This is a genomic window from Streptomyces sp. NBC_01591, assembly GCF_035918155.1.
Classification (GTDB): domain Bacteria; phylum Actinomycetota; class Actinomycetes; order Streptomycetales; family Streptomycetaceae; genus Streptomyces.
Map to the genome: position 1 here is coordinate 6,837,925 of NZ_CP109327.1, position 22,422 is coordinate 6,860,346.

19 protein-coding genes are annotated in these 22,422 nt (G+C 71.6%); 6 read left to right on the forward strand and 13 right to left on the reverse strand.

Translation table 11 applies throughout. The features are described from left to right. Positions 1–41: 41 nt before the first annotated feature. The 5 genes from OG978_RS31370 to OG978_RS31390 all read right to left on the reverse strand — a co-directional run bounded on the left by OG978_RS31370 (position 42) and on the right by OG978_RS31390 (position 6,674). A complete protein-coding gene (locus OG978_RS31370) occupies positions 42–2,171 on the reverse strand; it encodes a 3-hydroxyacyl-CoA dehydrogenase NAD-binding domain-containing protein (RefSeq protein WP_326768419.1) in 2,130 nt (709 codons plus the stop codon). Continuing rightward, on the reverse strand, positions 2,168–3,388 hold the full coding sequence (locus OG978_RS31375; protein WP_326768420.1) for a thiolase family protein: 1,221 nt from the start codon (positions 3,386–3,388) through the stop codon (positions 2,168–2,170). Before OG978_RS31375 ends, OG978_RS31370 begins: the two co-directional genes overlap by 4 nt. Positions 3,389–3,671: 283 nt before the next feature. Continuing rightward, positions 3,672–4,946 carry a ribonuclease D gene (locus OG978_RS31380; protein ID WP_326768421.1) on the reverse strand — a complete coding sequence of 425 codons (1,275 nt, stop codon included), beginning with the start codon at positions 4,944–4,946 and terminating at the stop codon, positions 3,672–3,674. A gap of 119 nt (positions 4,947–5,065) precedes the next feature. Next, the gene (locus tag OG978_RS31385; RefSeq protein ID WP_024488613.1) at positions 5,066–5,728 is read right to left on the reverse strand and encodes a helix-turn-helix transcriptional regulator; all 663 of its coding nucleotides are present in this window, start codon (positions 5,726–5,728) and stop codon (positions 5,066–5,068) included. 286 nt (positions 5,729–6,014) lie between these two features. Then, positions 6,015–6,674 carry a DUF3000 domain-containing protein gene (locus tag OG978_RS31390; RefSeq protein WP_326768422.1) on the reverse strand — a complete coding sequence of 220 codons (660 nt, stop codon included), beginning with the start codon at positions 6,672–6,674 and terminating at the stop codon, positions 6,015–6,017. 90 nt (positions 6,675–6,764) lie between these two features. Here OG978_RS31390 and hemE point away from each other — a divergent pair, with 90 nt between their 5' ends. Continuing rightward, entirely contained in the window at positions 6,765–7,838 is a 1,074-nt protein-coding gene (gene hemE, locus OG978_RS31395) for a uroporphyrinogen decarboxylase (protein ID WP_442817772.1), read from the forward strand. A gap of 22 nt (positions 7,839–7,860) precedes the next feature. Here hemE and OG978_RS31400 read toward each other — a convergent pair whose 3' ends face one another. Together OG978_RS31400 and OG978_RS31405 are read right to left on the reverse strand one after the other, a co-directional pair. Then, positions 7,861–9,246, reverse strand: a complete 1,386-nt coding sequence (locus OG978_RS31400) for an FAD-dependent oxidoreductase (RefSeq protein WP_326768423.1) — start codon at positions 9,244–9,246, stop codon at positions 7,861–7,863. A 37-nt stretch (positions 9,247–9,283) separates the two neighbouring features. Further along, the gene (locus tag OG978_RS31405; protein WP_326768424.1) at positions 9,284–10,264 is read right to left on the reverse strand and encodes a DUF4349 domain-containing protein; all 981 of its coding nucleotides are present in this window, start codon (positions 10,262–10,264) and stop codon (positions 9,284–9,286) included. Between the two features lie 125 nt (positions 10,265–10,389). On the opposite strand from OG978_RS31405, the gene hemG reads away from it, so the two are divergent. Together hemG and hemQ are read left to right on the forward strand one after the other, a co-directional pair. Beyond that, positions 10,390–11,877 carry a protoporphyrinogen oxidase gene (hemG, locus tag OG978_RS31410; protein WP_326768425.1) on the forward strand — a complete coding sequence of 496 codons (1,488 nt, stop codon included), beginning with the start codon at positions 10,390–10,392 and terminating at the stop codon, positions 11,875–11,877. A gap of 4 nt (positions 11,878–11,881) precedes the next feature. Beyond that, the gene (gene hemQ / locus OG978_RS31415; RefSeq protein WP_326768426.1) at positions 11,882–12,610 is read left to right on the forward strand and encodes a hydrogen peroxide-dependent heme synthase; all 729 of its coding nucleotides are present in this window, start codon (positions 11,882–11,884) and stop codon (positions 12,608–12,610) included. Between the two features lie 167 nt (positions 12,611–12,777). Here the strand turns inward: hemQ and OG978_RS31420 are convergent, their stop codons facing one another. The 4 genes from OG978_RS31420 to OG978_RS31435 form a co-directional block, all read right to left on the reverse strand. Beyond that, a complete protein-coding gene (locus OG978_RS31420; protein WP_326768427.1) occupies positions 12,778–13,578 on the reverse strand; it encodes a TIGR04222 domain-containing membrane protein in 801 nt (266 codons plus the stop codon). Between the two features lie 93 nt (positions 13,579–13,671). After that, a complete protein-coding gene (locus tag OG978_RS31425; protein WP_326768428.1) occupies positions 13,672–14,697 on the reverse strand; it encodes a TIGR04222 domain-containing membrane protein in 1,026 nt (341 codons plus the stop codon). A gap of 5 nt (positions 14,698–14,702) precedes the next feature. Beyond that, positions 14,703–16,001 (reverse strand): DUF692 domain-containing protein, encoded by a 1,299-nt coding sequence (locus OG978_RS31430; protein WP_326768429.1) that lies wholly within the window; start codon positions 15,999–16,001, stop codon positions 14,703–14,705. A gap of 106 nt (positions 16,002–16,107) precedes the next feature. Next, entirely contained in the window at positions 16,108–16,869 is a 762-nt protein-coding gene (locus OG978_RS31435; RefSeq protein WP_326768430.1) for a peptidyl-tRNA hydrolase, read from the reverse strand. A 71-nt stretch (positions 16,870–16,940) separates the two neighbouring features. Between OG978_RS31435 and OG978_RS31440 the strand changes: the two genes are divergently transcribed. From OG978_RS31440 to OG978_RS31450, 3 genes are read left to right on the forward strand one after another with little or no spacing between them, the layout of a single operon-like run. Further along, a complete protein-coding gene (locus OG978_RS31440; protein WP_326768431.1) occupies positions 16,941–17,615 on the forward strand; it encodes an AIM24 family protein in 675 nt (224 codons plus the stop codon). Between the two features lie 44 nt (positions 17,616–17,659). After that, positions 17,660–18,517, forward strand: coding sequence for an ATP-binding cassette domain-containing protein (locus tag OG978_RS31445; protein ID WP_326768432.1), 858 nt, complete (start codon positions 17,660–17,662; stop codon positions 18,515–18,517). Further along, entirely contained in the window at positions 18,514–19,182 is a 669-nt protein-coding gene (locus OG978_RS31450) for an ABC transporter (RefSeq protein ID WP_326768433.1), read from the forward strand. Before OG978_RS31445 ends, OG978_RS31450 begins: the two co-directional genes overlap by 4 nt. Before the next feature lie 10 nt (positions 19,183–19,192). Here OG978_RS31450 and OG978_RS31455 read toward each other — a convergent pair whose 3' ends face one another. After that, entirely contained in the window at positions 19,193–20,065 is an 873-nt protein-coding gene (locus tag OG978_RS31455; protein ID WP_326768434.1) for a polysaccharide deacetylase family protein, read from the reverse strand. A gap of 91 nt (positions 20,066–20,156) precedes the next feature. Beyond that, on the reverse strand, positions 20,157–22,379 hold the full coding sequence (locus tag OG978_RS31460) for an FAD-dependent oxidoreductase (protein WP_326768435.1): 2,223 nt from the start codon (positions 22,377–22,379) through the stop codon (positions 20,157–20,159). Between the last annotated feature and the right edge of the window lie 43 nt (positions 22,380–22,422).

Below are 22,422 nucleotides of genomic sequence, written 5' to 3' on the forward strand. Positions count from 1 at the left end.
GGGAGATCCCCGTACGGCCCGCCGTCGATACCTGCCGGGTGTTACGCCGGAACGCTCGCCACGCCCTGGGCGAGGAACTTCTTGCCGTTCACCCGCTCCGAGACACCCTCACGGTCCAGGTACGGCGTGATGCCGCCCAGGTGGAAGGGCCAGCCCGCGCCGGTGATCAGGCAGAGGTCGATGTCCTGGGCCTCGGCGACGACGCCCTCGTCCAGCATCAGACCGATCTCCTGCGCCACCGCGTCCAGGACCCGGTCGCGGACCTGCTCCTCGGACAGGACGACATCGCCCTGCTCGAGGAGCGCGGCGACCTCCGGGTCCAGCTCCGGCTTGCCGGAGTCGTAGACGTAGAAGCCGCGCTTGCCGGCCTTGACGACCGCGGCCAGGTTCGCGGAGACGGTGAACCGGTCCGGGAAGGCGCGGTTCAGGGTCTCGGAGACGTGCAGACCGATGGCCGGGCCGACCAGCTCCAGGAGCACCAGCGGGGACATCGGCAGGCCGAGCGGCTCGATGGCCTTCTCGGCGACCTCGACCGGGGTGCCCTCGTCGATGACGTTCTGGATCTCGCCCATGAAGCGGGTGAGGATGCGGTTGACGACGAACGCCGGGGCGTCCTTCACCAGCACCGCGGTCTTCTTCAGCTTCCGCGCCACGCCGAAAGCCGTGGCCAGCGAGGCGTCGTCGGTCTGCTCGCCGCGGACGATCTCCAGCAGCGGCAGGATCGCGACCGGGTTGAAGAAGTGGAAGCCGACGACCCGCTCGGGGTGCTTCAGCTTCGACGCCATCTCGGTGACCGAGAGGGACGAGGTGTTGGTGGCGAGGATCGCGTGCGCCGGGGCGACCGCCTCGACCTCGGCGAACACCTGCTGCTTGACGCCGATCTCCTCGAAGACGGCCTCGATGATGAAGTCGGCGTCGGAGAAGCCCTCCGCCTTGTCCAGCACACCGGAGACCAGGGCCTTGAGGCGGTTGGCCTTGTCCTGGTTGATCCGGCCCTTGCCGAGCAGCTTCTCGATCTCGGCGTGGACATAGCCCACACCCTTGTCGACGCGCTCCTGGTCGATGTCGGTCAGCACGACCGGCACCTCCAGACGGCGCAGGAACAGCAGCGCCAGCTGCGAGGCCATCAGACCGGCACCGACGACGCCGACCTTGGTGACCGGACGGGCCAGGTTCTTGTCCGGGGCACCGGCCGGGCGCTTGGCGCGCTTCTGGACCAGGTTGAAGGAGTAGATCCCGGAGCGCAGCTCGCCGCCCATGATCAGGTCCGCGAGGGCCTGGTCCTCGGCGTCGAAGCCGGCGCCCAGGTCGCCGTCCTTCGCCGCGGCGATGATCTCCAGCGCGCGGTACGCGGCCGGGGCGGCACCGTGCACCTTGGAGTCGGCGATGGCCTTGCCACGCGCGACGGCCTGGTCCCAGGCGTCACCGCGGTCGACCTCGGGGCGCTCCACCGTGACCGTGCCGTTCAGCACGTTCGCGGTCCAGATCAGCGACTGCTCCAGGAAGTCCGCGCCCTCGAAGAGCGCGTCGGCGATCCCGAGCTCGAAGACCTGCTTGCCCTTGAGCTGACGGTTCTGGTTCAGCGAGTTCTCGATGATGACCGAGACCGCGCGGTCGGCACCGATCAGGTTGGGAAGCAGCGCGCAGCCGCCCCAGCCCGGAACCAGACCGAGGAAGACCTCGGGCAGCGAGAAGGCGGGCAGCGCCTTGGAGACGGTGCGGTACGAGCAGTGCAGACCGACCTCGACACCGCCGCCCATCGCCGCGCCGTTGTAGTACGCGAACGTCGGGACCGCGAGGCCGGAGAGGCGCCGGAACACGTCGTGGCCGCCCTTGCCGATGGCCAGTGCGTCGTCGTGGTTCTTCAGCAGCTCGACGCCCTTGAGGTCGGCGCCGACCGCGAAGATGAACGGCTTGCCGGTGATGCCGATACCGGTGATCGCACCCTCGGCGGCCTCCTTCTCGACCTGGCCGATGGCGGCGTTCAGGTTCGCCAGCGACTGCGGTCCGAAGGTGGTCGGCTTGGTGTGGTCCAGGCCGTTGTCCAGCGTGATGAGGGCGAAGCGGCCCGCACCGGCCGGAAGGTCCAGGTGGCGTACGTGCGCCTGCGTGACGACCTCGCCGGGGAACAGCTCGGCCGCACCCTTCAGAAGCTCAGTGGTGGAGCTCACTTGTTGCCTCCGTTGAAGTTCGGGTTCTCCCAGATGACCGTGGCGCCCATGCCGAAGCCGACGCACATCGTCGTCAGGCCGTAGCGGACCTCGGGCTGCTCCTCGAACTGGCGGGCCAGCTGCGTCATCAGACGCACACCGGAGGAGGCCAGCGGGTGGCCGTAGGCGATGGCGCCGCCGTACTGGTTGACGCGCGCGTCGTCGTCGGCGATGCCGTAGTGGTCGAGGAACGCGAGCACCTGGACGGCGAACGCCTCGTTGATCTCGAACAGACCGATGTCGTCGATGGTCAGCCCGGCCTTGGCCAGGGCCTTCTCGGTCGACGGGATCGGGCCGTAGCCCATGACCTCCGGCTCGACGCCCGCGAAGGCGTACGAGATGAGGCGCATCTTGACCGGGAGACCCAGCTCGCGGGCAACGTCCTCGGCGGCGAGCAGGGAAGCGGTGGCGCCGTCGTTGAGACCGGCGGCGTTACCGGCGGTGACCCGGCCGTGGGCACGGAACGGGGTCTTCAGACCGGCGAGCGACTCCAGGGTGGTACCCGGGCGCATCGGCTCGTCGGCGGTGACCAGACCCCAGCCGGTCTCGCCGGCCTCGGCGTTGGTGCGGCGCACCGAGATCGGCACCAGGTCCTGCTGGATCTTGCCGTTGGCGTACGCCTTGGCGGCCTTCTCCTGCGAGCGGACCGCGTACTCGTCGGCACGGAGCTTGGTGATCTGCGGGTACCGGTCGTGCAGGTTCTCCGCGGTCATGCCCATGAACAGGGCGGACTCGTCGACCAGCTTCTCCGACACGAAGCGCGGGTTCGGGTCCACGCCCTCGCCCATCGGGTGGCGGCCCATGTGCTCGACACCACCGGCGACGACGACGTCGTACGCACCGAAGGCGATGGAGCCGGCCGTCGAGGTGACGGCGGTCAGGGCGCCCGCACACATGCGGTCGATGGAGTAACCGGGGACGGACTGCGGCAGCCCGGCCAGGATTCCGGCGGTACGGCCCAGCGTCAGACCCTGGTCGCCGATCTGGGTGGTCGCGGCGATGGCGACCTCGTCGATCCGCGCGGGGTCCAGGTCCGGGTTGCGGCGCAGCAGCTCCCGGATGGCCTTCACGACGAGATCGTCGGCGCGGGTCTCGTGGTAGATGCCCTTGGGGCCCGCTTTGCCGAACGGGGTGCGGACGCCGTCGACGAAGACGACGTCCCGGATGGTACGAGGCACGGTGGCTCTCCTCCAGGGTGCGGGATGGCACTGCTGCGCGGCACGCCCGGAAGCGCGCCGCCACCATCATGCTACTTGCGGGTAACCAGACTGCCCACCCCTCGCGGCGGGAGCGGCGAAGGTCACATGCGGTCGGGGCCGAAACGCCGATCGCCGGACGGGCTGGAATCAGCCCGTCCGGCGATCGGAAAACACAACGTGGCCGCAGCCCGCACAACCTGGCGTGATTACGCCCCTCGGCAGGCCCTTTGGACCGGGTCCCTCAGGCCTTGGACCGGGTCCCTCAGGCCGCCGGCGCCAGCGCGCGCACCAGCAGCGGGGTCACCTGCTCGATCTGCCAGCGGCGCGCCCCGTACCCGGCGAGCGCGGTCTCGACCGCGTCCGGGGACGCGTTCTTGGGCGGTTCCCAGCAGACCCGGCGCACCGTGTCCGGAGTGATCAAATTCTCCTGCGGCATGTTCAGCCGCTCGGCGAGCTCCGAGACCGCGGCGCGGGCGGCCGAGAGCCGGACCGCCGCCGCGGGGTCCTTGTCCGCCCAGGCGCGGGGCGGCGGCGGACCGGCGAGGGTCTGGCCGGGCTGGGGGAGCTCGGTGTCCGGCAGGGCCTTGGCACGGTCGATGGCCGCCTGCCACTGCTCCAGCTGGCGCCGTCCCATGCGGTGGCCGTACCCGGGCAGCGCGGTCAGCGCCTGCGTGTTCGGCGGGAGCGCGAGTGCCGCCTCGACGATCGCGGCGTCGCCCAGTACCTTGCCGGGCGAGATGTCCCGGCGTCGCGCCACCTGGTCACGCGCGGTCCACAGCTCCCGTACCACCGCCATCTGGCGGCGACGGCGGACCTTGTGCATGCCGGACGTGCGGCGCCAGGGGTCCTTGCGCGGGGGAGCGGGCGGTGCCGAGGCGATCGCGTCGAATTCCTCGCGGGCCCATTCCAGCTTGCCCTGCCGGTCGAGCTCGTCCTCCAGGGCGTTGCGCAGATCGATGAGCAGCTCGACGTCGAGCGCGGCGTAGCGCAGCCAGGAGTCGGGCAGCGGGCGGGTGGACCAGTCGACGGCGGAATGGCCCTTCTCCAGCGAGTAGCCGAGCACGCTCTCGACCATGGCGCCGAGGCCGACGCGCGGGAAGCCGGCCAGCCGTCCGGCCAGCTCCGTGTCGAAGAGCCCGGTGGGAGTCATCCCTATTTCGCGCAGACAGGGCAGGTCCTGCGTGGCGGCGTGCAGGATCCACTCGCTGCCGCTCAGGACTTCGCCGAGGCCCGACAGGTCGGGGCAGCCGACGGGGTCGATCAGCGCGCTGCCCGCGCCGTCACGGCGCAGCTGTACGAGGTAGGCGCGCTGGCCGTAGCGGTAGCCGGAGGCCCGCTCGGCATCGACGGCCACCGGGCCGGAGCCGGCGGCGAAGTCGGCGATCACTCGGGCGAGGGCGTCGTCGGACGCCACCACCGGGGGAATGCCCTCGCGAGGTTCGAGCAAGGGGATCGGCGCCGGGGCGACGTCGTCCGGGGGAGCGCCCCCGGTGGTTCGCAGTGAAGTGTCTGCTGCGGTCTCTTGGGCGTCGGTCACGTGTCAAGGGTATCTGTGTATGTACGGCGCCCGTCGACGGAACGTTCCGTCGACGGGCGCCGATGAATGCAAACCAGCCGGTCCGTGCTTGCGCGGACCCGCCGGGTGCGGGGCGGGCGTCAGTGGATGATTCCCGTTCGCAGGGCGACGGCGACCATTCCTGCGCGGTCTCCGGTGCCGAGCTTGCGGGCGATTCGGGCGAGGTGGCTCTTGACGGTCAGGGCGGACAGACCCATGGAGACACCGATGGCCTTGTTGGACTGGCCCTCGGCGACCAGCCGGAGGACCTCGACCTCGCGGCCGGACAGTTCGCGGTAGCCGCCAGGGTGGCTCGGGGTGCCGGGGGGCCGGCGGTGCATACGGGCGGCATTGGCGCCGATGGGGGCGACGCCGGGACGGGTGGGGTGGCCGATATTGGTACGTGTGCCGGTGACGACATAGCCCTTCACGCCGCCCGCGAGGGCGTTGCGTACGGCGCCGATGTCATCGGCGGCCGACAGGGCGAGGCCGTTCGGCCAGCCGGCTGCTCGGGTCTCGGACAACAGGGTCAGCCCGGAACCGTCGGGCAGGTGGACGTCGGCTACGCAGATGTCGCGCGGGTTGCCGACGCGGGGACGAGCCTCCGCGATGGACGACGCCTCGATGACGTCACGTACTCCGAGTGCCCACAGATGGCGGGTGACGGTGGAACGGACGCGCGGGTCGGCCACGACGACCATGGCCGTCGGCTTGTTCGGGCGGTAGGCGACCAGGCTTGCGGGCTGCTCTAGGAGAACGGACACCAGGCCTCCTGGGGAGTGGCGGGACGGGCCGGCTCGGGGATGAAGCCGGGGCGAACCGTGCTTGAAGGGTCATTGACCTCTTCGGCAGCAGACCCGTGCTCCTTTAGGGGAAGATCACGATTTGGTGAGTAACAAATTTGGGCAAATCGGACATGCGATCGATTGTACGAAAAGAACGCCGGTAACTGGGCGACGAATGTGACGCACAGTTACCGGCGGGGGAAAGATTTAGGCCAGAGAATCCAGAGAGTCCAAAGAGTCTTCAGAGAGTTACCGGAGAAGAAGATCAGGAAACCTGCGGGCCGCGCCGCTGCGGGAGTGTCACCACCGCCGCGTCGGCGGGGCCCGACGGCGGCAGACCCGCGATCTGGCACAGCAGGTCGCCCCACGCCATGAGGTGCGCCGCCGTGTCCGGCACCCCGTCGCGGCCCTCCCGCGGTGTCCACGACGCCCGGATCTCGATCTGGGTCGCCGGGCGTCTCGTGCCCAGCGCGCCGAAGTAGTGCGACCCCGCCCGGGTCACCGTGCCGCCCGCCTCCCCGTACGACAGACCACGCGCCTCCAGCGCGCCGGTCAGCCAGGACCAGCACACCTCCGGCAGCAACGGATCGGAGGCCATCTCCGGCTCCAGCTCGGCCCGCACCAACGTCACCAGGCGGAAGGTGCCCTGCCAGGCGTCGTGCCCGGCCGGGTCGTGGAGCAGTACGAGGCGGCCGTCGGCGAGATCGTCCTCGCCGTCGACGACTGCGGCCTCCAGGGCGTACGCGTACGGAGCGAGCCGCTTGGGCGGCCTCGTCGACTCCACCTCCAGCTCGGGGCGGAGCCGCGCCGAGTGCAACGCGTCCACCGCCGACCGGAACGCGGGCGGGACGGATCCACCCTCCTCGCTGTCCTTGCTGTCAGCGCCATCGGTTTGATCGGAGAACTGTCCCTGAGCCGGAGCCATGCGGGGAAGAGTAGGCGGAACCGGCGCTTCGCGCAGGGAGGACACCCTGTCGGGCCCAGCCGCTTACGGCTTCGTGCGAAGATTCCTGGTGTGAGTGCCAACGATCGCCCCATGGGCCAGCAGACGAAGACCTCCGCCACCCATGAGTCGGCGTTCCTGAAGGCGTGCCGGCGCGAGCCCGTGCCTCACACGCCGGTCTGGTTCATGCGCCAGGCGGGTCGCTCGCTGCCGGAGTACCTGAAGGTGCGCGAGGGCATCCCGATGCTCGACTCCTGCATGATGCCGGAGCTGGTCGCGGAGATCACGATGCAGCCGGTCCGCCGCCACAAGGTCGACGCCGCGATCTACTTCAGCGACATCGTCGTACCGCTCAAGGCCATCGGGATCGACCTCGACATCAAGCCCGGCGTCGGCCCGGTCATCGCCGACCCGATTCGCACCCGCGCCGATCTGGCCCGGCTGCGCGACCTCACGCCCGAGGACGTCGGCTACGTCACCGAGGCCATCGGCCTGCTCACCGCCGAGCTGGGCGCCACCCCCCTGATCGGTTTCGCCGGGGCGCCCTTCACCCTCGCCAGCTACCTCGTGGAGGGCGGCCCGTCCCGCAACCACGAGCACACCAAGGCCCTGATGTACGGCGACCCGCAGCTCTGGGCGGATCTGCTGGACCGGCTCGCCGAGATCACCGGCGCCTTCCTCAAGGTGCAGATCGAGGCGGGCGCCTCGGCCGTCCAGCTCTTCGACTCCTGGGTGGGCGCGCTGGCGCCCGCCGACTACCGGCGCTCGGTGCTGCCCGCCTCGGCGAAGGTCTTCGACGCCGTCGCCCCGTACGGAGTCCCGCGCATTCACTTCGGTGTCGGCACCGGCGAACTCCTCGGCCTCATGGGCGAGGCGGGCGCGGACGTCGTCGGCGTCGACTGGCGCGTTCCGCTGGACGAGGCCGCGCGCCGGGTCGGTCCCGGCAAGGCGCTCCAGGGCAACCTCGACCCCGCGGTGCTGTTCGCGCCGACGGCGGCGGTGGAGGAGAAGACCCAGGAGGTCCTGGACGCGGCCGCCGGTCTCGAAGGCCATGTCTTCAACCTGGGCCACGGCGTGATGCCGTCGATGGACCCGGACGCGCTGACCCGGCTCGTCGAGTACGTGCACACCAGCACCGAGCGCTGAGCGGCCGGGGCCCGACAGCCTCTCAGGCGGTGCCCGCCCGCCGTACCGCGGTCACCGCCTTGCGGGCCGCCACCAGGACCGGGTCCCAGACCGGTGAGAACGGCGGGGCGTAGCCCAGGTCCAGGGCGGTCATCTGCTCCACCGTCATCCCGGCCGTGAGCGCCACGGCCGCGATGTCCACGCGCTTGGCCGCCCCGTCCCGGCCCACGATCTGCACACCGAGCAGCCGGCCCGTGCGGTACTCCGCGAGCATCTTCACCGTCATGGGCCGCGCCCCCGGGTAGTAGCCCGCGCGGCCCGTCGACTCGATCGTCGCCGTGACGAACCGCAGGCCCACCGAGCGGGCGTCCTTCTCGCGCAGACCGGTGCGGGCGATCTCCAGATCGCACACCTTGCTCACCGCCGTGCCGACCACCCCCGGGAACGTCCCGTAGCCGCCGCCGACGTTGGAACCGATGATCTGGCCGTGCTTGTTGGCGTGGGTGCCCAGCGCGATGTGGCGGGTACGGCCCGCCACCAGGTCGAGGACCTCGACGCAGTCGCCGCCCGCCCAGATGTTGTCGTGCCCGACGACCCGCATCGACAGATCGGTCAGCAGGCCGCCGTGCGGGCCCACCGGGAGGCCGACGGCGCGCGCCAGCGTCGTCTCCGGTTCCACGCCGATGCCGAGCACCACCACGTCCGCCGGGTAGGAGGCGTCGCCCGTGGCGACCGCGCGGACCCGGCCGTCCGAGCCGGTGCGGATCGCGGTGACCTCGGCCCGGTTGACCGTGGTGATGCCCAGGCCGTCCATCGCGTCGTGCACCAGCCGCCCCATGTCGGGGTCGAGCGTCGCCATCGGCTGCTCGCCGCGGTTGAGCACGGTCACCTCGAAGCCGTGCTTCAGCATCGCCTCCGCCATCTCCACGCCGATGTAACCCGCCCCGACGACGACCGCCCGCCTGCTGCCCGGCGCCCGGTCCAGCGACTCCAGCAGCGCCTGACCGTCGTCCAGGGTCTGCACCCCGTGCACCCCGGGCGCGTCCATGCCCGGCAGCGCCGGACGCACCGGGCGGGCTCCCGTCGCGATCACCAGCTTGTCGAAGCCCGTCCAGTACGCCTCGCCGGTGGCCAGGTCCAGAGCCCGCACCCGCTGCCCGGCGACATCGATCTCCGTGACCTCGGTACGCATCCTGAGGTCGATGTCGCGGGCCCGGTGCTCCTCGGGCGTGCGCGCGATGAGTTCGTCCCGCCCCGTGACGTCGCCGCCGACCCAGTACGGGATGCCGCAGGCGGAGTACGAGGTGAAGTGGCCCCGCTCGAAGGCGACGATGCTCAGCTCGTCGGGGCCCTTGAGTCTGCGGGCCTGGGACGCGGCGGACATGCCCGCCGCGTCACCACCGATGATCACCAGTCGCTCCGCCGTCATGCCTGGTCCCTTCGACACCGAGTCCGAAGGGACCACGCTACGACGCCGGGGGAGCGGGCGAGGACCCGGCCGGCTCGGGCGTCCGCGGCTTGCGGCGTCCCGGCAGCCGGTGGCGCAGCAGCCGCCACAGCAGCAGGAGTACGGCGAGCGCGGCCAGGAACGGGGCCGCGGCGCCCACCGCCATCGCGAGCCACAGCAGCATCGTCACGAATGCCTGCCAGCCGCCGCCGAGCGCGTCCAGGAAACCGGGGTCGTCGTCGCCGTCCTTCGCCGCCGTCTCCGGTTCGGTGAGGTCCAGGGTGATCGTGGCGAGCGCGGTGCGGTCCTTCAGCGACGACTGCTGGGCGAGCAGCGACTCCAGCGATGCCTGACGGCTGCTCAGTTCGCCCTCCAGCGTGACCACGTCGCTGAGCCTGTCGGCCCGCTCCATCAGCTTCCGTACGCGCGCCACACTCGCCCGCTGGGTGGCGATCCGGCTCTCCACGTCGACCACCTGGTCGGTGACGTCCTTCGCCGACGAGGTGCGCGACAGCAGCTTTCCGGTGCCCGCGAGAGCCTTGAGCACCGCGTCGTACTCGCCCTGCGGAACGCGCAGCACGAGATGTGACATGTCATGTGTGTCGTCGACCCGTTCGGTCTCCTCGTTGGCGACCAGACCGCCCGAACCCTCCGCGACCGAACGGGCGACCGCGGCCGCCTTCGGCACGTTCTTCACCTCCACCGAGAGCGCGGCGGTACGGATCACATGGGTGCCGGAGGGCAGGGCATCGGCCTTCTTCCGCTGCGACGGCGAACCGCCCGTCCCCTGCGGCCCCTCTGCTGTCTTCCCGGCCGCGGCGTCGGCGGCGCCCCGCTCCTCCGCACCGATCGCCCTCTTGCTGTCGCCGGAACTCGCGTCGCTCGCACTGTCCGAGGCGCCGCAGCCGCTCAGCGCGAGAAGGCCGGCCACGAGGCCGGCCGCCAGGACCGTGCGCGAACGACGGACGGATGAACGGCCAGGATGCCGGTCTGTCTGCATGATGCCCCCCAAGGCTGGTCGTTGATGGTGCCGGTTCGACGTGCCGGGCACGGGAACGGGTTGCCGAATGACGGTTTCGAAGCAGTCACGTTCAGGACTCGGAAGGGGTTTGAGAGAGTGGGGGCATGCAGCGTTCAATAAACCGCGCGGACCAGGGCACCGGACACGTCGTCGTCATCGGCGGCGGCATCGCCGGTCTCGCCGCCGCCCGCCGACTCCTCGGGGCCGGCCTGCGGGTCACCCTGCTGGAGGCGACCGAGCGGCTCGGCGGCAAGCTCATGACCGGCGAGATCGCCGGCACCCGGGTCGACCTGGGAGCCGAGTCGATGCTCGCCCGGCGCCCGGAGGCCGTCGGCCTGGCACGCGACGTCGGGCTCGGCGACCGCCTCCAGCCGCCCGCCACGGCCACCGCGTCGGTCTGGACCCGCGACGCCCTGCGGCCCATGCCCAAGGGCCATGTGATGGGCGTACCGGGCGACCCGTCGGCGCTCGCCGGACTGCTCACCCCGGAGGGCCTCGCCCGCATCGCGCAGGAGCGCGACCTCACCCCGACCCCCGTCGGCGACGACGTCGCCGTCGGCGCGTACGTCGCCGACCGCCTGGGCCGCGAGGTTGTCGACCGTCTCGTGGAGCCGCTGCTCGGAGGTGTGTACGCGGGCGACGCCTACCGGATCTCGATGCGTGCCGCCGTACCGCAGCTCTTCGAGGCGGCGCGGGAGGGCGGCTCGCTGCTCGACGCCGTCCGGCGCATCCAGGAGCGGGCCGCGGCCCGGCAGCAGACCGGACCGGTCTTCCAGGGCATCGACGGCGGCATCGGCACCCTGCCCCACGCGGTCGCCGACGCCGTACGCGCGGCGGGCGGGGAGATCCGGACCGCCACCCCCGTCCTCGGCCTGACCCGTACCGCCGAGGGCTGGGACGTCCGCACGGACACCCGGGTGATCACCGCCGACGGCATCGTGCTCGCCGCCCCCGCCTGGTCCGCCTCCACGCTGCTCGCCGCCGAGTCCCCCGCGGCCTCCGCGGAGCTGGCCGGTGTCGAGTACGCGTCGATGGCGCTCGTCACCATGGCGTTCCGCCGCTCCGACGTCGCAGCGACGACGGCGCTCGACGGCCGCTCCGGCTTCCTCGTCCCCCCGGTCGACGGCCGCACCATCAAGGCGTCCACCTTCTCCTCCCACAAGTGGAGCTGGGTCGCCGATTCCGCCCCGGACCTCTTCGTCCTGCGTACCTCCGTCGGCCGCTACGGCGAGGAGGACCACATCCACCGCGAGGACGGCGAGCTCGTCGATGTGTCGCTGCGCGACCTCGCCGAGGCGACCGGACTGGCCGCGAAGCCCGTGGACACCGAGGTCACCCGGTGGATCGGCGGACTGCCCCAGTACCCCGTGGGCCATCTCTCCCGGGTCGCCCGGATCCGCGACGAGATCGCCAAGCTGCCCGCGCTGAGGGTCTGCGGAGCGGTCTACGACGGCGTCGGCATCCCGGCGTGCATCGCGAGCGCCCACCGCGCCGCCGACGAAATCGCGGCCGACCTCACCGGCGGTTCCGGGGAAGAGATCATCGCCACGTCGACCCTGGTTACGGGCACACGGAGCGAGGCGGGACAATAGCCGTATGAGTGCGCCTGAGACTGTGAAATCAAGCAAGGGCCCCAACGCGGGTAAGAAGGCCAAGGACCTCAACGAGGTCATCCGCTACACGCTGTGGTCCGTCTTCAAGCTGCGCGACGTCCTGCCCGCGGACCGGGCGGGTTACGCCGACGAGGTCCAGGAGCTGTTCGATCAGCTCGCGGCCAAGGACATCACCGTCCGCGGAACCTATGACCTCTCCGGCCTGCGTGCCGACGCCGACGTCATGATCTGGTGGCACGCCGAGACGGCGGACGAGCTGCAGGAGGCGTACAACCTCTTCCGGCGCACCAGGCTGGGCCTGGCACTGGAGCCGGTCTGGTCGAACATGGCGCTGCACCGCCCCGCCGAGTTCAACAAGTCGCACATCCCGGCGTTCCTGGCCGACGAGACGCCGCGCAACTACATCAGCGTGTACCCGTTCGTGCGCTCCTACGACTGGTACCTGCTGCCCGACGAGGACCGTCGTCGCATGCTCGCGGACCACGGCAAGATGGCCCGCGGTTACCCCGACGTCCGGGCCAACACCGTCGCCTCCTTCTCGCTCGGTGACTACGAGTGGATTCTCGCCTTCGAGGCCGACGAGCTCGACCGCATCGTCGACCTGATGCGTCACCTGCGGGCCTCCGAGGCGCGGATGCACGTCCGCGAAGAGGTCCCGTTCTACACGGGGCGCAGGAAGTCGGTTGCAGACCTGGTGGCCGGGCTCGCGTAGCGAGCGGGTTCCGACCACCCCAACCCGGAAGATCAGACGGCGGGCACCGGCGCTTTCGCGCTGCCCGTCGTTCCAGCGACACCGGGTTCGGCTCCGGGTGCGGCGCGCGTCCAGCGCGCCGCACCGGCGTCCTTCGACACACACCACCCCATGACGGACCGGCCGGGCTACCGGAGCGGTCCGCCCGGACCGCCGCCGAGCGCGGCCCGCAGCGCCGGATCGTCCACGGCGCGCACACCCCGTACGGCGATCGCCGCCAGGATGTCGCGGTCCGCCCCGGCGGCCGGAACATCGTTCTCGGCCAGCAGCCGCTGACCGGCGGGCGAGGCCCAGGAGCTGTACGGATGGATCTCCATCCGGGCGATGGCCAGACAGCCGACGGTCAGTGCGAGCGGCAGCCCGAACCGGACGAGCAGCGACACCAACGGGCCACCGGGCCCGTGCTCCTGACCGGGCATCAGCAGCGTGACCACGCCCATCGCGACCACCAGCAGAGCCGCGCCGCGCACCGCGCGCACCGCTGCGGCGACATCGGTCCCGGCACCGCCGGGCAGCGCCAGGCCGGCGGCGACGAGCCGGTCGGCCAGGGCGCGTACGGCGTCGGCGGTGGCCGCGGCCGTCCGTATCGGCGGTATCGGGGACTGGCCCTGCGGGCCTATCGCACGGATCACCGTGCGCTCCATGTCGTCCCGGCCCTCCGGGTCGACGACCGTTGCCCAGCCGGTGTGGGCGAGCAGCAGCCGTCGTCGCAGATGCATGGTGGCCAGCGCCAGATCGACCACCCGGTGGGGGCCGCCGGCCAGGAACGCGGTCTCGTACAGGGTCAGTTCATGACCGGCGCCGGTGTCCCGGACGGCAACCATGGACGCGCCGGACAGCAGTCCCGTTCGGGCCGAGACGAGGCAGAGCCGGGCGCACGAGATGACTGCCGCACCCCATGCGACCAGCAGAAACAGAACCCAGAGCATGGCGGATTCCTATGCGAGGCGGGCGTGGAAAACCATGGCCTGCTCACCATACGGACGGTTCGGCGGCGCCGGAAGGTGCCCGAACGAGAGGCCCTAGCTGCCGCAACTGGACCCGCCACCGCAGCTGGAACTGCTGCTGGAACAGCTGGAGCCGCTCGACCCGCCGCAGCCGGATCCGGACCCCGATCCACAGCTCGACCCGGAACTGCACCCGCCACCGCCGCCTCCGCCGCTGCCCCCGTCTCCGGAGCTCCCGCAACTGCTGTGACCGGGACTCGTACCGGCACACCACACCACCGGCGCGAGGAGCAGGGCGGAGGCGCCCGTGGACGCCGCCGCCGCGTGGGTACGCCGCCCGGCCGTCCGTCCGTGCGGCTGCATCCGGGCCGCCGCGATCAACTGCGCCTGGAACTCGGGGTCGGGGAGCGCCCGCAGCCCGTGCGTGGCCACCGAATGGGCCGGGTCCGGGTTGTACGCCTGGGCGACCCGGTACGCCTCCGCGGCCCGGCGCCCCGACTTGGTGACGCGTCCCCGCGCGACGCCGGCGCAGATGAAGCCGGTGAGCATGCCGGTGATCAGGAACGGGAGCACCTTGAAGATGAAGGGCACGGGGGAGTCCGCGGACAGTTCGTCGGACAGGGACTGCGCGGCGGTCGCCACGACGGTGAGCGGGACGGCCAGTACGCAGACCAGCCCCTGGGCGATGCCCCAGCGGCGCCACGTCCGGCTCGCGGCGGGCGCGGCCAGCAGGCCGCGGGCCGCGAGCCCGTCGCCGACCTCCTGCACCGCGGGGTGCCGCATCACCGCCTCGCGCAGGGTGTGCAGCGCGCCGCTGGGGGCCATGGCGTGTTCCTGGAGCACCGCGCGCTCCACCGGGTCACGGGCTTCGGCCCGCTGGACGGCGACGATTCCGGGACCCCCGACGGCGAGCCGGCCGTCCGCCTGCATCCCGGTGAGCGCGGTGTCCACGACCCTGCCCGGACCGCCGTTGAGGAAGGCGACTTCGTAGAGGTCGTGGACCGAGCCGCCGACGCCGCCACGGGCACGCGCCAGCCCCATGATCAGGAGGACGGAGGAGACCACGATGCCGAGATCCACCAGCAGTGCCACGGTGTTCATGCCGGTCACCTTCCTGTCAGGGCCGCACGGGCCGCTCGTACGAACCGGGTGGTGCGGCGCGGCGGGTGCGCGCCGGCCCGGTCCTGCCACCAGTGGGTCAGCCGGCGACGGTCGGCGTCGTCGGCCGGCCGGCCCGCGATCAGCAGATCCTCGGCGAAGTCCAGCGCGTCGCGCCGGTAACCTGCGGACATGGGGCGGGTCCTGGCGTACGCGAGGAAGGCGTCCCGGTAGCCGGTGCCCAGGATGTCCGGCAGTTCGGGTGCCACCTTGGCGACGACCCCGGCCCGCTTGGCGGCCAGGGCGCGGCTCTGGATCCCGAGGCGGCGCCGGTCGAAGCCCCGCGGGACGGGGCCACCGGCGACGAGGGCGGAGAGCAGTGCGGTCTGGGCGACCGCGAGCCGGTCGCGCGTGGCGTCCGGCGGCGCGGAGGCTGAGCTCCGCGCGGACGGACGGACGCCCGGGGCGGGCCGTTTCATGTTCCCCGCCGCCCGGTTCAAAGTGGCGCGGATCGTGTCCAGTTCGTCCGCCAGTTCCCCGGCCGGCGGGAAGTCGTCGTCGCGCTCCAGCAGGACGCCGGGCGGGTCGACCCGGGAGCGGAGTTCGGCGAGGACGTCGAGGACGGGCCCGGTGACCGGGTGGGCGTGGGTGTCGTGCCAGACGCCGTCCTTCTCGACGCCGCCCGCCACATGCACGTACGCGATGGCCTCCACCGGCAGCTCGTCGAGCGCGGTGGCCGGGTCCTCGCCCCGGTTGACGTGGTTGGTGTGCAGATTGGCGACATCGATCAGCAGCCGGACCCCGGTGCGCTCGACCAGCTCCGCCAGGAACTGCCCCTCGGTCAGCTCCTCGTCGGGCCAGGAGATCAGCGCCGCGATGTTCTCCAGGGCCAGCGGCACCGGCAGCGAGTCCTGCGCGATGCGTACGTTCTCGCACAGCACGTCCAGTGCGTCCCTGGTCCGCGGGACGGGCAGCAGATGGCCCGCTTCCAGCCCCGGCGACGAGGTCCGCGGCCCCCCGGCCCGCACGAACGCGATGTGCTCGGTCACCAGCGGCGCGGCGAGCAGTTCGGCGCGGGCGGCGAGATCCGCGAGCCGCCCCGCGTCGGGGCGGTCGGCCCCGCCGAGGCCCAGCGAGACGCCGTGCGGCACGACCGTGACGCCGCGCTCCCTGAGCCGTACCAGCGAATCGGGCAGATGGCCGGTGCAGATGTTCTCCGCCACCGCCTCCACCCAGTCGATCCCCCGCAGCGCCTCGACGGCATCCGCGATCTCCGGCCGCCAGCCGATCCCGATACCCAGCTTCATGCCGTCCCCCTCCTCCGCTCCGTGCAGGGCTCATGGCCCCGGAGGGCGGTGATGAATCCGAACAGGGGGACGTTCAGAGCTTGATTTGAGGTTCCCGATCCGGTGCTCAGCCGCGTCGCAGTGCCGGATGGTCGGCGACCACCGTGCACGACCCGGGCGCGATCTCGGTGAACCCGGCGTCCTGCACCACCGGAAGCCCGCTCGCCGTGAGCTCCTGCCAGTTCCCCGCCTCCGCGGTGGCGACGGAGAGCGGGAAGCCCGCCTCGCGCCAGGCCTTGCGCTCCGTGTCCGACAGCTCCCACCAGGCGAGCTGCGCACCGTGCCCGGCCTGTGCCATGGCCTTGCCCGCCGACATGTCCAGCTCCGGGTTGAGCCACAGCACCGGGCCCGAGGGATCGGGCGCGGCCGGCGGCTCGGGGTCGTCCAGATCCGTCCCCGACACCTGGAGCTTCGCCAGCTCCTTCGGCCAGCCGTCCAGCGGCACCGGAGGGAAGACCCGCACCTCGGCGCTCCCGCCCGTGACCGTGATGCCCGGCAGCGCGGACGCCTTGCGCCACTCCGCGCCGCGCGCCCGCCGCACCACCTTGCGGATGCGGGCGTCCTGCCAGTCCCGCATCGCCCGCGCCCACTCGCCCTCGCCGTCCGAGCGCTCGTCGGAGAGCATCACGAGCACCGCGCGGGCGGCGGTCCGCAACGCGTCGGTACGGGCCGGGGGAGCGGTCTTCTCGATGTGCACGACCAACGGCAGTACGTACTGCGGCGCCTCGTCGCGGCTCGTCGGCTCCGACCTGAACGGGCTGTCCGTCGCGGGCGAGTGGGGCGTGGCCGGGGATCCGGACGGGGATACGGGAGTGTCGTTGCTGCTCACCCGTCCAGTCTGCCAGCCGCTTGGGAAAGGTTTCTTGGCGGAATGGATCGCTCCGGGTGAGGATGCACCGCATGAAGAGCGATCTCTTTTCCAGCGAGAACCTGGCACAGCAGGCGACGGTCCCCGGAATGACCCTGCAGAACGCCAAATCCATCAAGTACGCCGTCAACGGCGAGATGCACGCCCGCCAGGGAGCGATGATCGCCTTCCGCGGCGATCTGCACTTCGAGCGCAAGGGCCAGGGCATAGGCGGCATGCTGAAGCGCGCCGTCACCGGCGAGGGGCTGGCGCTGATGGCGGTCCGCGGCCAGGGCGAGGCATGGTTCGCGCACGAGGCCGCCAACTGTTTCATCGTGGAGATGGAGCACGGCGACGTCCTCACGATCAACGGCCGCAACGTGCTCTGTTTCGACCCCACGATCTCCTACGAGATCAAGACCGTGAAGGGCGCCGGGATGACCGGCGGCGGGCTCTTCAACAGCGTCTTCACCGGATACGGCAAGCTCGGCCTGATGTGCGAGGGGCACCCCATCGTGATTCCCGTCACGCCGCAGCAGCCGGTCTGCGTCGACACGGACGCGGTGGTCGGCTGGAGCGCCAACCTGACCACGTCGCTGCACCGTTCGCAGAGCGTCGGCTCGATGATCCGCGGCGGATCCGGCGAGGCCGTCCAACTGCGGCTGGACGGCGAGGGATTCGTGATCGTACGGCCCAGTGAGGCCAAGCCCGAGAAGGCGGCCAACTGAGGCTGAACGGGGTCGGCCGCCGGTACGGAATCGGCGGCCCCTGGGTGCTGCGTGGGGTCGACCTCGACCTGCCCACGCACACCCTGATCCGGATCGAGGGGGCCAACGGCACCGGCAAGTCGACGCTGCTGCGGCTGCTCGCCGGGATCGACGCCCCGACGGAGGGCCGGATCACCGGCCGCGGAGTGCGTACGGCATACGTCCCCGAGCGATTCCCGGCCGCGTTGCCGTTCACCGCGGCCGGGTACCTCGTCCACCTCGGCCGCATCCACGGCCTGCGGACCTCCGAGGCGGCGGACCGTGCCCGGTCGTGGCTCGCCCGCTTCGGGGCCGCCGGCCATGCCCGTACACCGCTTCCGGAGCTCTCCAAGGGCACCAGCCAGAAGGTCGCCGTCGCCCAGGCGCTCCTCGCCGAGCCGGAGCTGCTGATCCTGGACGAGGCATGGACCGGGCTCGACACGGCGGCCCGCGACGAGCTGGACCGGGCCGTGGCCGAACGGGTCGAGGCCGGTGCCACCGTCGTCTTCGTCGACCACGACCCGCGCAGGCTCGCCGGGTCGGTCGACGCCGTGTTCCGGATCGAGGGCAACGGCCTCCTCGCCGCCCCCGGGGCACGGGCCGCGGAGACCGGCCCGCGGGTACGGATCGACGCGGCGGGCCCGCCCGGCGCCGCGCTCCCCGCCGGACTGCCGGGCGCGCCGGAGCACACGCAAGCGGCCGGCGGGGGCGTACGGCTCACCGTCGCGGCCGCGCACTCCGACGAGCTGCTGCGCGCCCTGCTCACCGCTCGCCCGCACTGGCACATCCGGCAGGTGGCCGCCATGCCCGTCCGCACAGAGAGCCCCGGCCCGCACGGGGCCGCCACCGACCCGTGCGATCTCTCGACCCCCGAGGCACCATGACCGCCCTCCTCCGCTACCAGACCGCCCTGCTGGTCCGCTCGCAGTGCTGGCTCGCCCCGGTCCTGCTGTACGCGGCCTTCGTCTCCATCGGCGTGCAGTGGGGACAGCCCGTCCTCGACTCGCTCGGCTACGCCGCCGCCGGGCTCCTGCCCGTCACCGCCTGGCTCGTACAGCTCTGTGTCGATCAGGAACCGCCCGCCGCCCGGACCGTCACCGCCGCGGCGGTGGGATCGCCGAGGGCGCATCTGGCATCGCTGCTCGCCGCGCTCGGCTGTGCCGGGCTGCTGGGCGTGGCCGCCACCCTGATCGTGCTGCTGATCAGCAAGTCGGCCAGTGCCGACAACTCCGTCCGGGTGCCGCTGCTGCCCGCCGGGATCGCCGGACTGCTGGCCGTCGCCTGCTGTGTGCTGCTGGGGGCGGTGGTCGGCGCGCTGTGCACCCGGCCGCTGCTGCACCGGCGCGGCTGGTCCGTCGCCACCACCGTGCTCGGCGCGCTGCTGGCCCTCGTGACCAGCGGTTCGCCCGCGAACACCGCCGTGACGGGCCTGGTCACCGGATCCCGGACAGGAGCGGTGCACATGCCCGTCCTGCCGCTCGTCGCTGCCGCGGCCCTCGCTGCCGCGGTGGCCGCGCTCGCCTGCAAGCTGGCGGCCCTGCGCGGCTGAGCAGCAGCCCTCAGCGTTGTGCCGCCCGGATCAGGTCGGAGACCTTCACGAAGCGGTACCCGCGCTCGCGCAGCTCCGGGACCACCCGGCTCACCGCCTCCTCCGTGACCGGTGCCGCGCTGCGGGTGCAGTGCATGACGACCAGTGAGCCCGGTCTCACCCCGTCCAGCACCTGCTCGGCCACCGCGTCCGCGTCCGTCGCGAAGGCGTCGCCGCTGATGACGTCCCACTGCACCGCCGTCACCTTCTCGGGCGCGAGCGCGCGCAGCGAGGCATCGTCGTAGCAGCCGCCGGGGAAGCGGAAGTAGGGCACCGTATTGCGTACCCCGGCCTCCCGGAGCGAGGCGAAGGCCCGTGCCGCATCGGCGCGCATGTCGTCCTTCGCTACGGTCGGCAGCCCGTAGCAGGGGGACTTGAAGGCGTAGTGGCTGTACGAGTGGTTGGCGACCTCGAAGAGGGGGTCGGCGCCGATGGACCTGGCCTGCGCCGGGTACTCATCGGCCCACCGACCCGTCATGAACACCGTCGCGGGCACCTCCAAGTCGCGCAGCAGATCGATCAGTTCGGGATTGTCGAAGTGCTCGCCCGCCGCCGCGCGCGGCCCCTCGGCGGCGGTCATGTCGGCATCGAAGGTCAGTGCCACCACCTTCTCGCCGGTCCTCGCCCCGTGCGCGAAGACCGGTGTCAGCCCGCCGGGGCCGGGAGTCAAGGTGGCCGGCGGGGCCGAGGCCGGATGCGACGGCGCATGGGCCACGGCAGGTGTGCGCCCTGTGGCCGGGGGGCCGTCGGCGGGCGCGCTGCCGTGGCCCCCACAGCCGGTGAGACTGCCGAGCACCACACCAAGAACGGTCAGAGCGGTCGTTTTCCATACAAAATGGTTCACCAGTGGAAAATATCGACTTATCTGACTAATAGGTGGATGTGATGCTTCTCCTCGACGGAGTCGCGTACGGATTCACCCGGGCGATCCGCTTCTACGCGTACGCGCGAACCGCCACGACGTGCGCCGAAGGAGCTCCGTTGGTCGCCTCGACGACGATCCTCAGCGTCGTCGATGTGACCGGCTCGTCCAGGGTGTGGACCTGGCGGCGCCGCCGGTTCTCCGTCGTGCGGGAGACGGTCCGCCAGGTGCCGTCCGCGTCGCGCGCCTCGATGCGGTAGTCCCGCAGCAGGGTGGGCAGGGTCTCGAACGGGGTTTGGTGGTGATGCAGGTTGATCAGGTCCTCGTTGACGTCGTCGTCGGCGAGCACGTCGATCCGGCTGAGCGTGACCGGCTGCGGCCAGGCCAGCTCCAGCCAGGCTCCGACGCCCTCCCGGAGGGGCTCGGAGACCCACATGTGCGGACCGGCGTACGGGCGCGCGTAGCCGTCCACGGCCTTGGCGGGGGCGTAGGCGGAGCTCTCACCCGCCCGGAAGCAGAAGGCGCGGCGCAGCAGGCCGTTGTCGGTCCACTCGCGCAGCGGCTGCGGCGATTCGGCGGCCGGGTCCAGTGGAATGCGGGTGAATGCGAGCACGCCCGGAGCCGGCCCGTCGGTGCTGTACAGCGCGAGGTCCTCATTGGCCCGTACGACGACGAAGGCGTTGCGGGCGCTCTCGGGCGACCACCGGAGCTCCGTCCCGACCCACTGCTTCGACCCGGCGGTGACCGGGACGGTGACCGATTCGACGAGGCGGCGGGGTACGTAGTTCTGTCCGAGCTCCGGGTCGTGGAGCTCGACGACGAGTTCCGTGTCCCGCTCGGCGTCGACGAGCAGTTCGAGGCCGGTCAGCTCCGGGTCGACGGGAAGCACCAGGCCGGCGTCGGCGGTCAGCGGCAGGCGCTCCAGCAGTGATTCGGCGCCGAGGTCCGTGAGGCTGGACGAGGCCGTGACGGTGGCGCGCAGGGCCAGGTCGTCCGGGTCGGCCGACGCCAGACCGACGACGGAGGCGTCCTCCCGCAGCAGGGTGCGCTGCAGTGCGGGCACGTCGAGCGCGCGCGGGGTCACACCCTGGGCGGCACACAGCGCGGCGGCGGTGCCCGCGGCCTGGCCGACCGTCGCGCAGGTCGCCATGACCCGGGTCGAGCCGAAGGCGACATGGCTGGCGGAGATGTTGCGCCCGGCGAAGAGCAGGTTCGTCGTGTTCACCGAGTACAGGCTCCGGTAGGGAATGTGGTAAACCCCGTCCGCGTAGCGCTGCTTGGCGCCGTCCCCGTCGGCGTACATGCCCTTCGGCGGATGCAGATCGATGGACCACCCGCCGAACGCGACCCGGTCGGCGAATTCGGTCTGGCCGAGGATGTCGCCCTGGTGGAGCACGTAGTCGCCGAGGAAGCGCCGGTACTCGCGCTTGCCGGGCACCGAACCCACCCACTCCAGCGTCATGTTGGCGGCATCGAACTCGCCCGAGTTCTTGATGTGGTCCCAGATGCCGTGGATGACCGCCCACAGCTCGTCACGGATGGCATCGTTGTCATGCACCGTGTCCAGCTCACCGCCGAACTCGATCCACCAGTACGCGCAGCCGTTGTCGCCGGACTTGATGATGCGCCGCTGCGGGATCGAGGTCTCGGCGATGTTCTTGGCGAAGGACGGCGGCACGTACTTGACCGGGTGCCCGGCGTCCTTGGTGTAGAAGAGCAGGGTCGATCCCAGCGTGATGCGATCGGCCTCCTCCGGCGCCCACGGTTCGAGGTACTCCGCCCGGGACTCCCGGCCGATGCGGTGCCGGGCACCCGCCAGAGCGCCGATCAGACCGTCCCCCGAACAGTCCAGGAACAGCTCGCTCTCGAAGCGGATGTGCCGCTCGGAGCCCATCATCCACCCGGTGACGGCGTTGATGTGCCGGGCGTCCTCGGGGCCCTCCGCGTCCACTTCCCTGACGTCGGTGTTGAGGTAGAGCGTGATCCCGGGCTCGGCCCGGACCGCGTCCAGCACGACCGTGTCCCAGTAGTACGGATTCCCGTCCGGGTTGCGGAACTGGTTCTCGACGAAGAGCTCGCCCATGATGCCGCCCTCGCGGGCGTTGTGGTTGTTGCCGTGCGCGGTGGCGCCGACGACCCAGACCCGGACTTCGCTGCTTGAATTCCCGCCGAGAACCGGCCGGTTGTTGATGAGTGCCACGGTACGGCCGAGCCGTGCGGCGGCTATCGCCGCGCAGATACCGGCCAGACCGCCGCCGACGACGGTGATGTCGTGCCGTGCGGTTTCGTGCCTCATGGTTCACGTCCCATCGGGGGTTGGTTTCGAGGCTGCAGAAGGC

Bases quoted from the DNA above. Each gene is read 5' to 3' on its own strand.
- OG978_RS31390 (WP_326768422.1), bottom strand. From the start codon at position 6,674: ATGGCTCCGGCTCAGGGACAGTTCTCCGATCAAACCGATGGCGCTGAC.
- OG978_RS31400 (WP_326768423.1), bottom strand. From the start codon at position 9,246: ATGACGGCGGAGCGACTGGTGATCATCGGTGGTGACGCGGCGGGCATG.
- OG978_RS31405 (WP_326768424.1), bottom strand. From the start codon at position 10,264: ATGCAGACAGACCGGCATCCTGGCCGTTCATCCGTCCGTCGTTCGCGC.
- hemG (WP_326768425.1), top strand. From the start codon at position 10,390: ATGCAGCGTTCAATAAACCGCGCGGACCAGGGCACCGGACACGTCGTC.
- hemQ (WP_326768426.1), top strand. From the start codon at position 11,882: ATGAGTGCGCCTGAGACTGTGAAATCAAGCAAGGGCCCCAACGCGGGT.
- OG978_RS31420 (WP_326768427.1), bottom strand. From the start codon at position 13,578: ATGCTCTGGGTTCTGTTTCTGCTGGTCGCATGGGGTGCGGCAGTCATC.
- OG978_RS31425 (WP_326768428.1), bottom strand. From the start codon at position 14,697: ATGAACACCGTGGCACTGCTGGTGGATCTCGGCATCGTGGTCTCCTCC.
- OG978_RS31430 (WP_326768429.1), bottom strand. From the start codon at position 16,001: ATGAAGCTGGGTATCGGGATCGGCTGGCGGCCGGAGATCGCGGATGCC.
- OG978_RS31440 (WP_326768431.1), top strand. From the start codon at position 16,941: ATGAAGAGCGATCTCTTTTCCAGCGAGAACCTGGCACAGCAGGCGACG.
- OG978_RS31450 (WP_326768433.1), top strand. From the start codon at position 18,514: ATGACCGCCCTCCTCCGCTACCAGACCGCCCTGCTGGTCCGCTCGCAG.
- OG978_RS31460 (WP_326768435.1), bottom strand. From the start codon at position 22,379: ATGAGGCACGAAACCGCACGGCACGACATCACCGTCGTCGGCGGCGGT.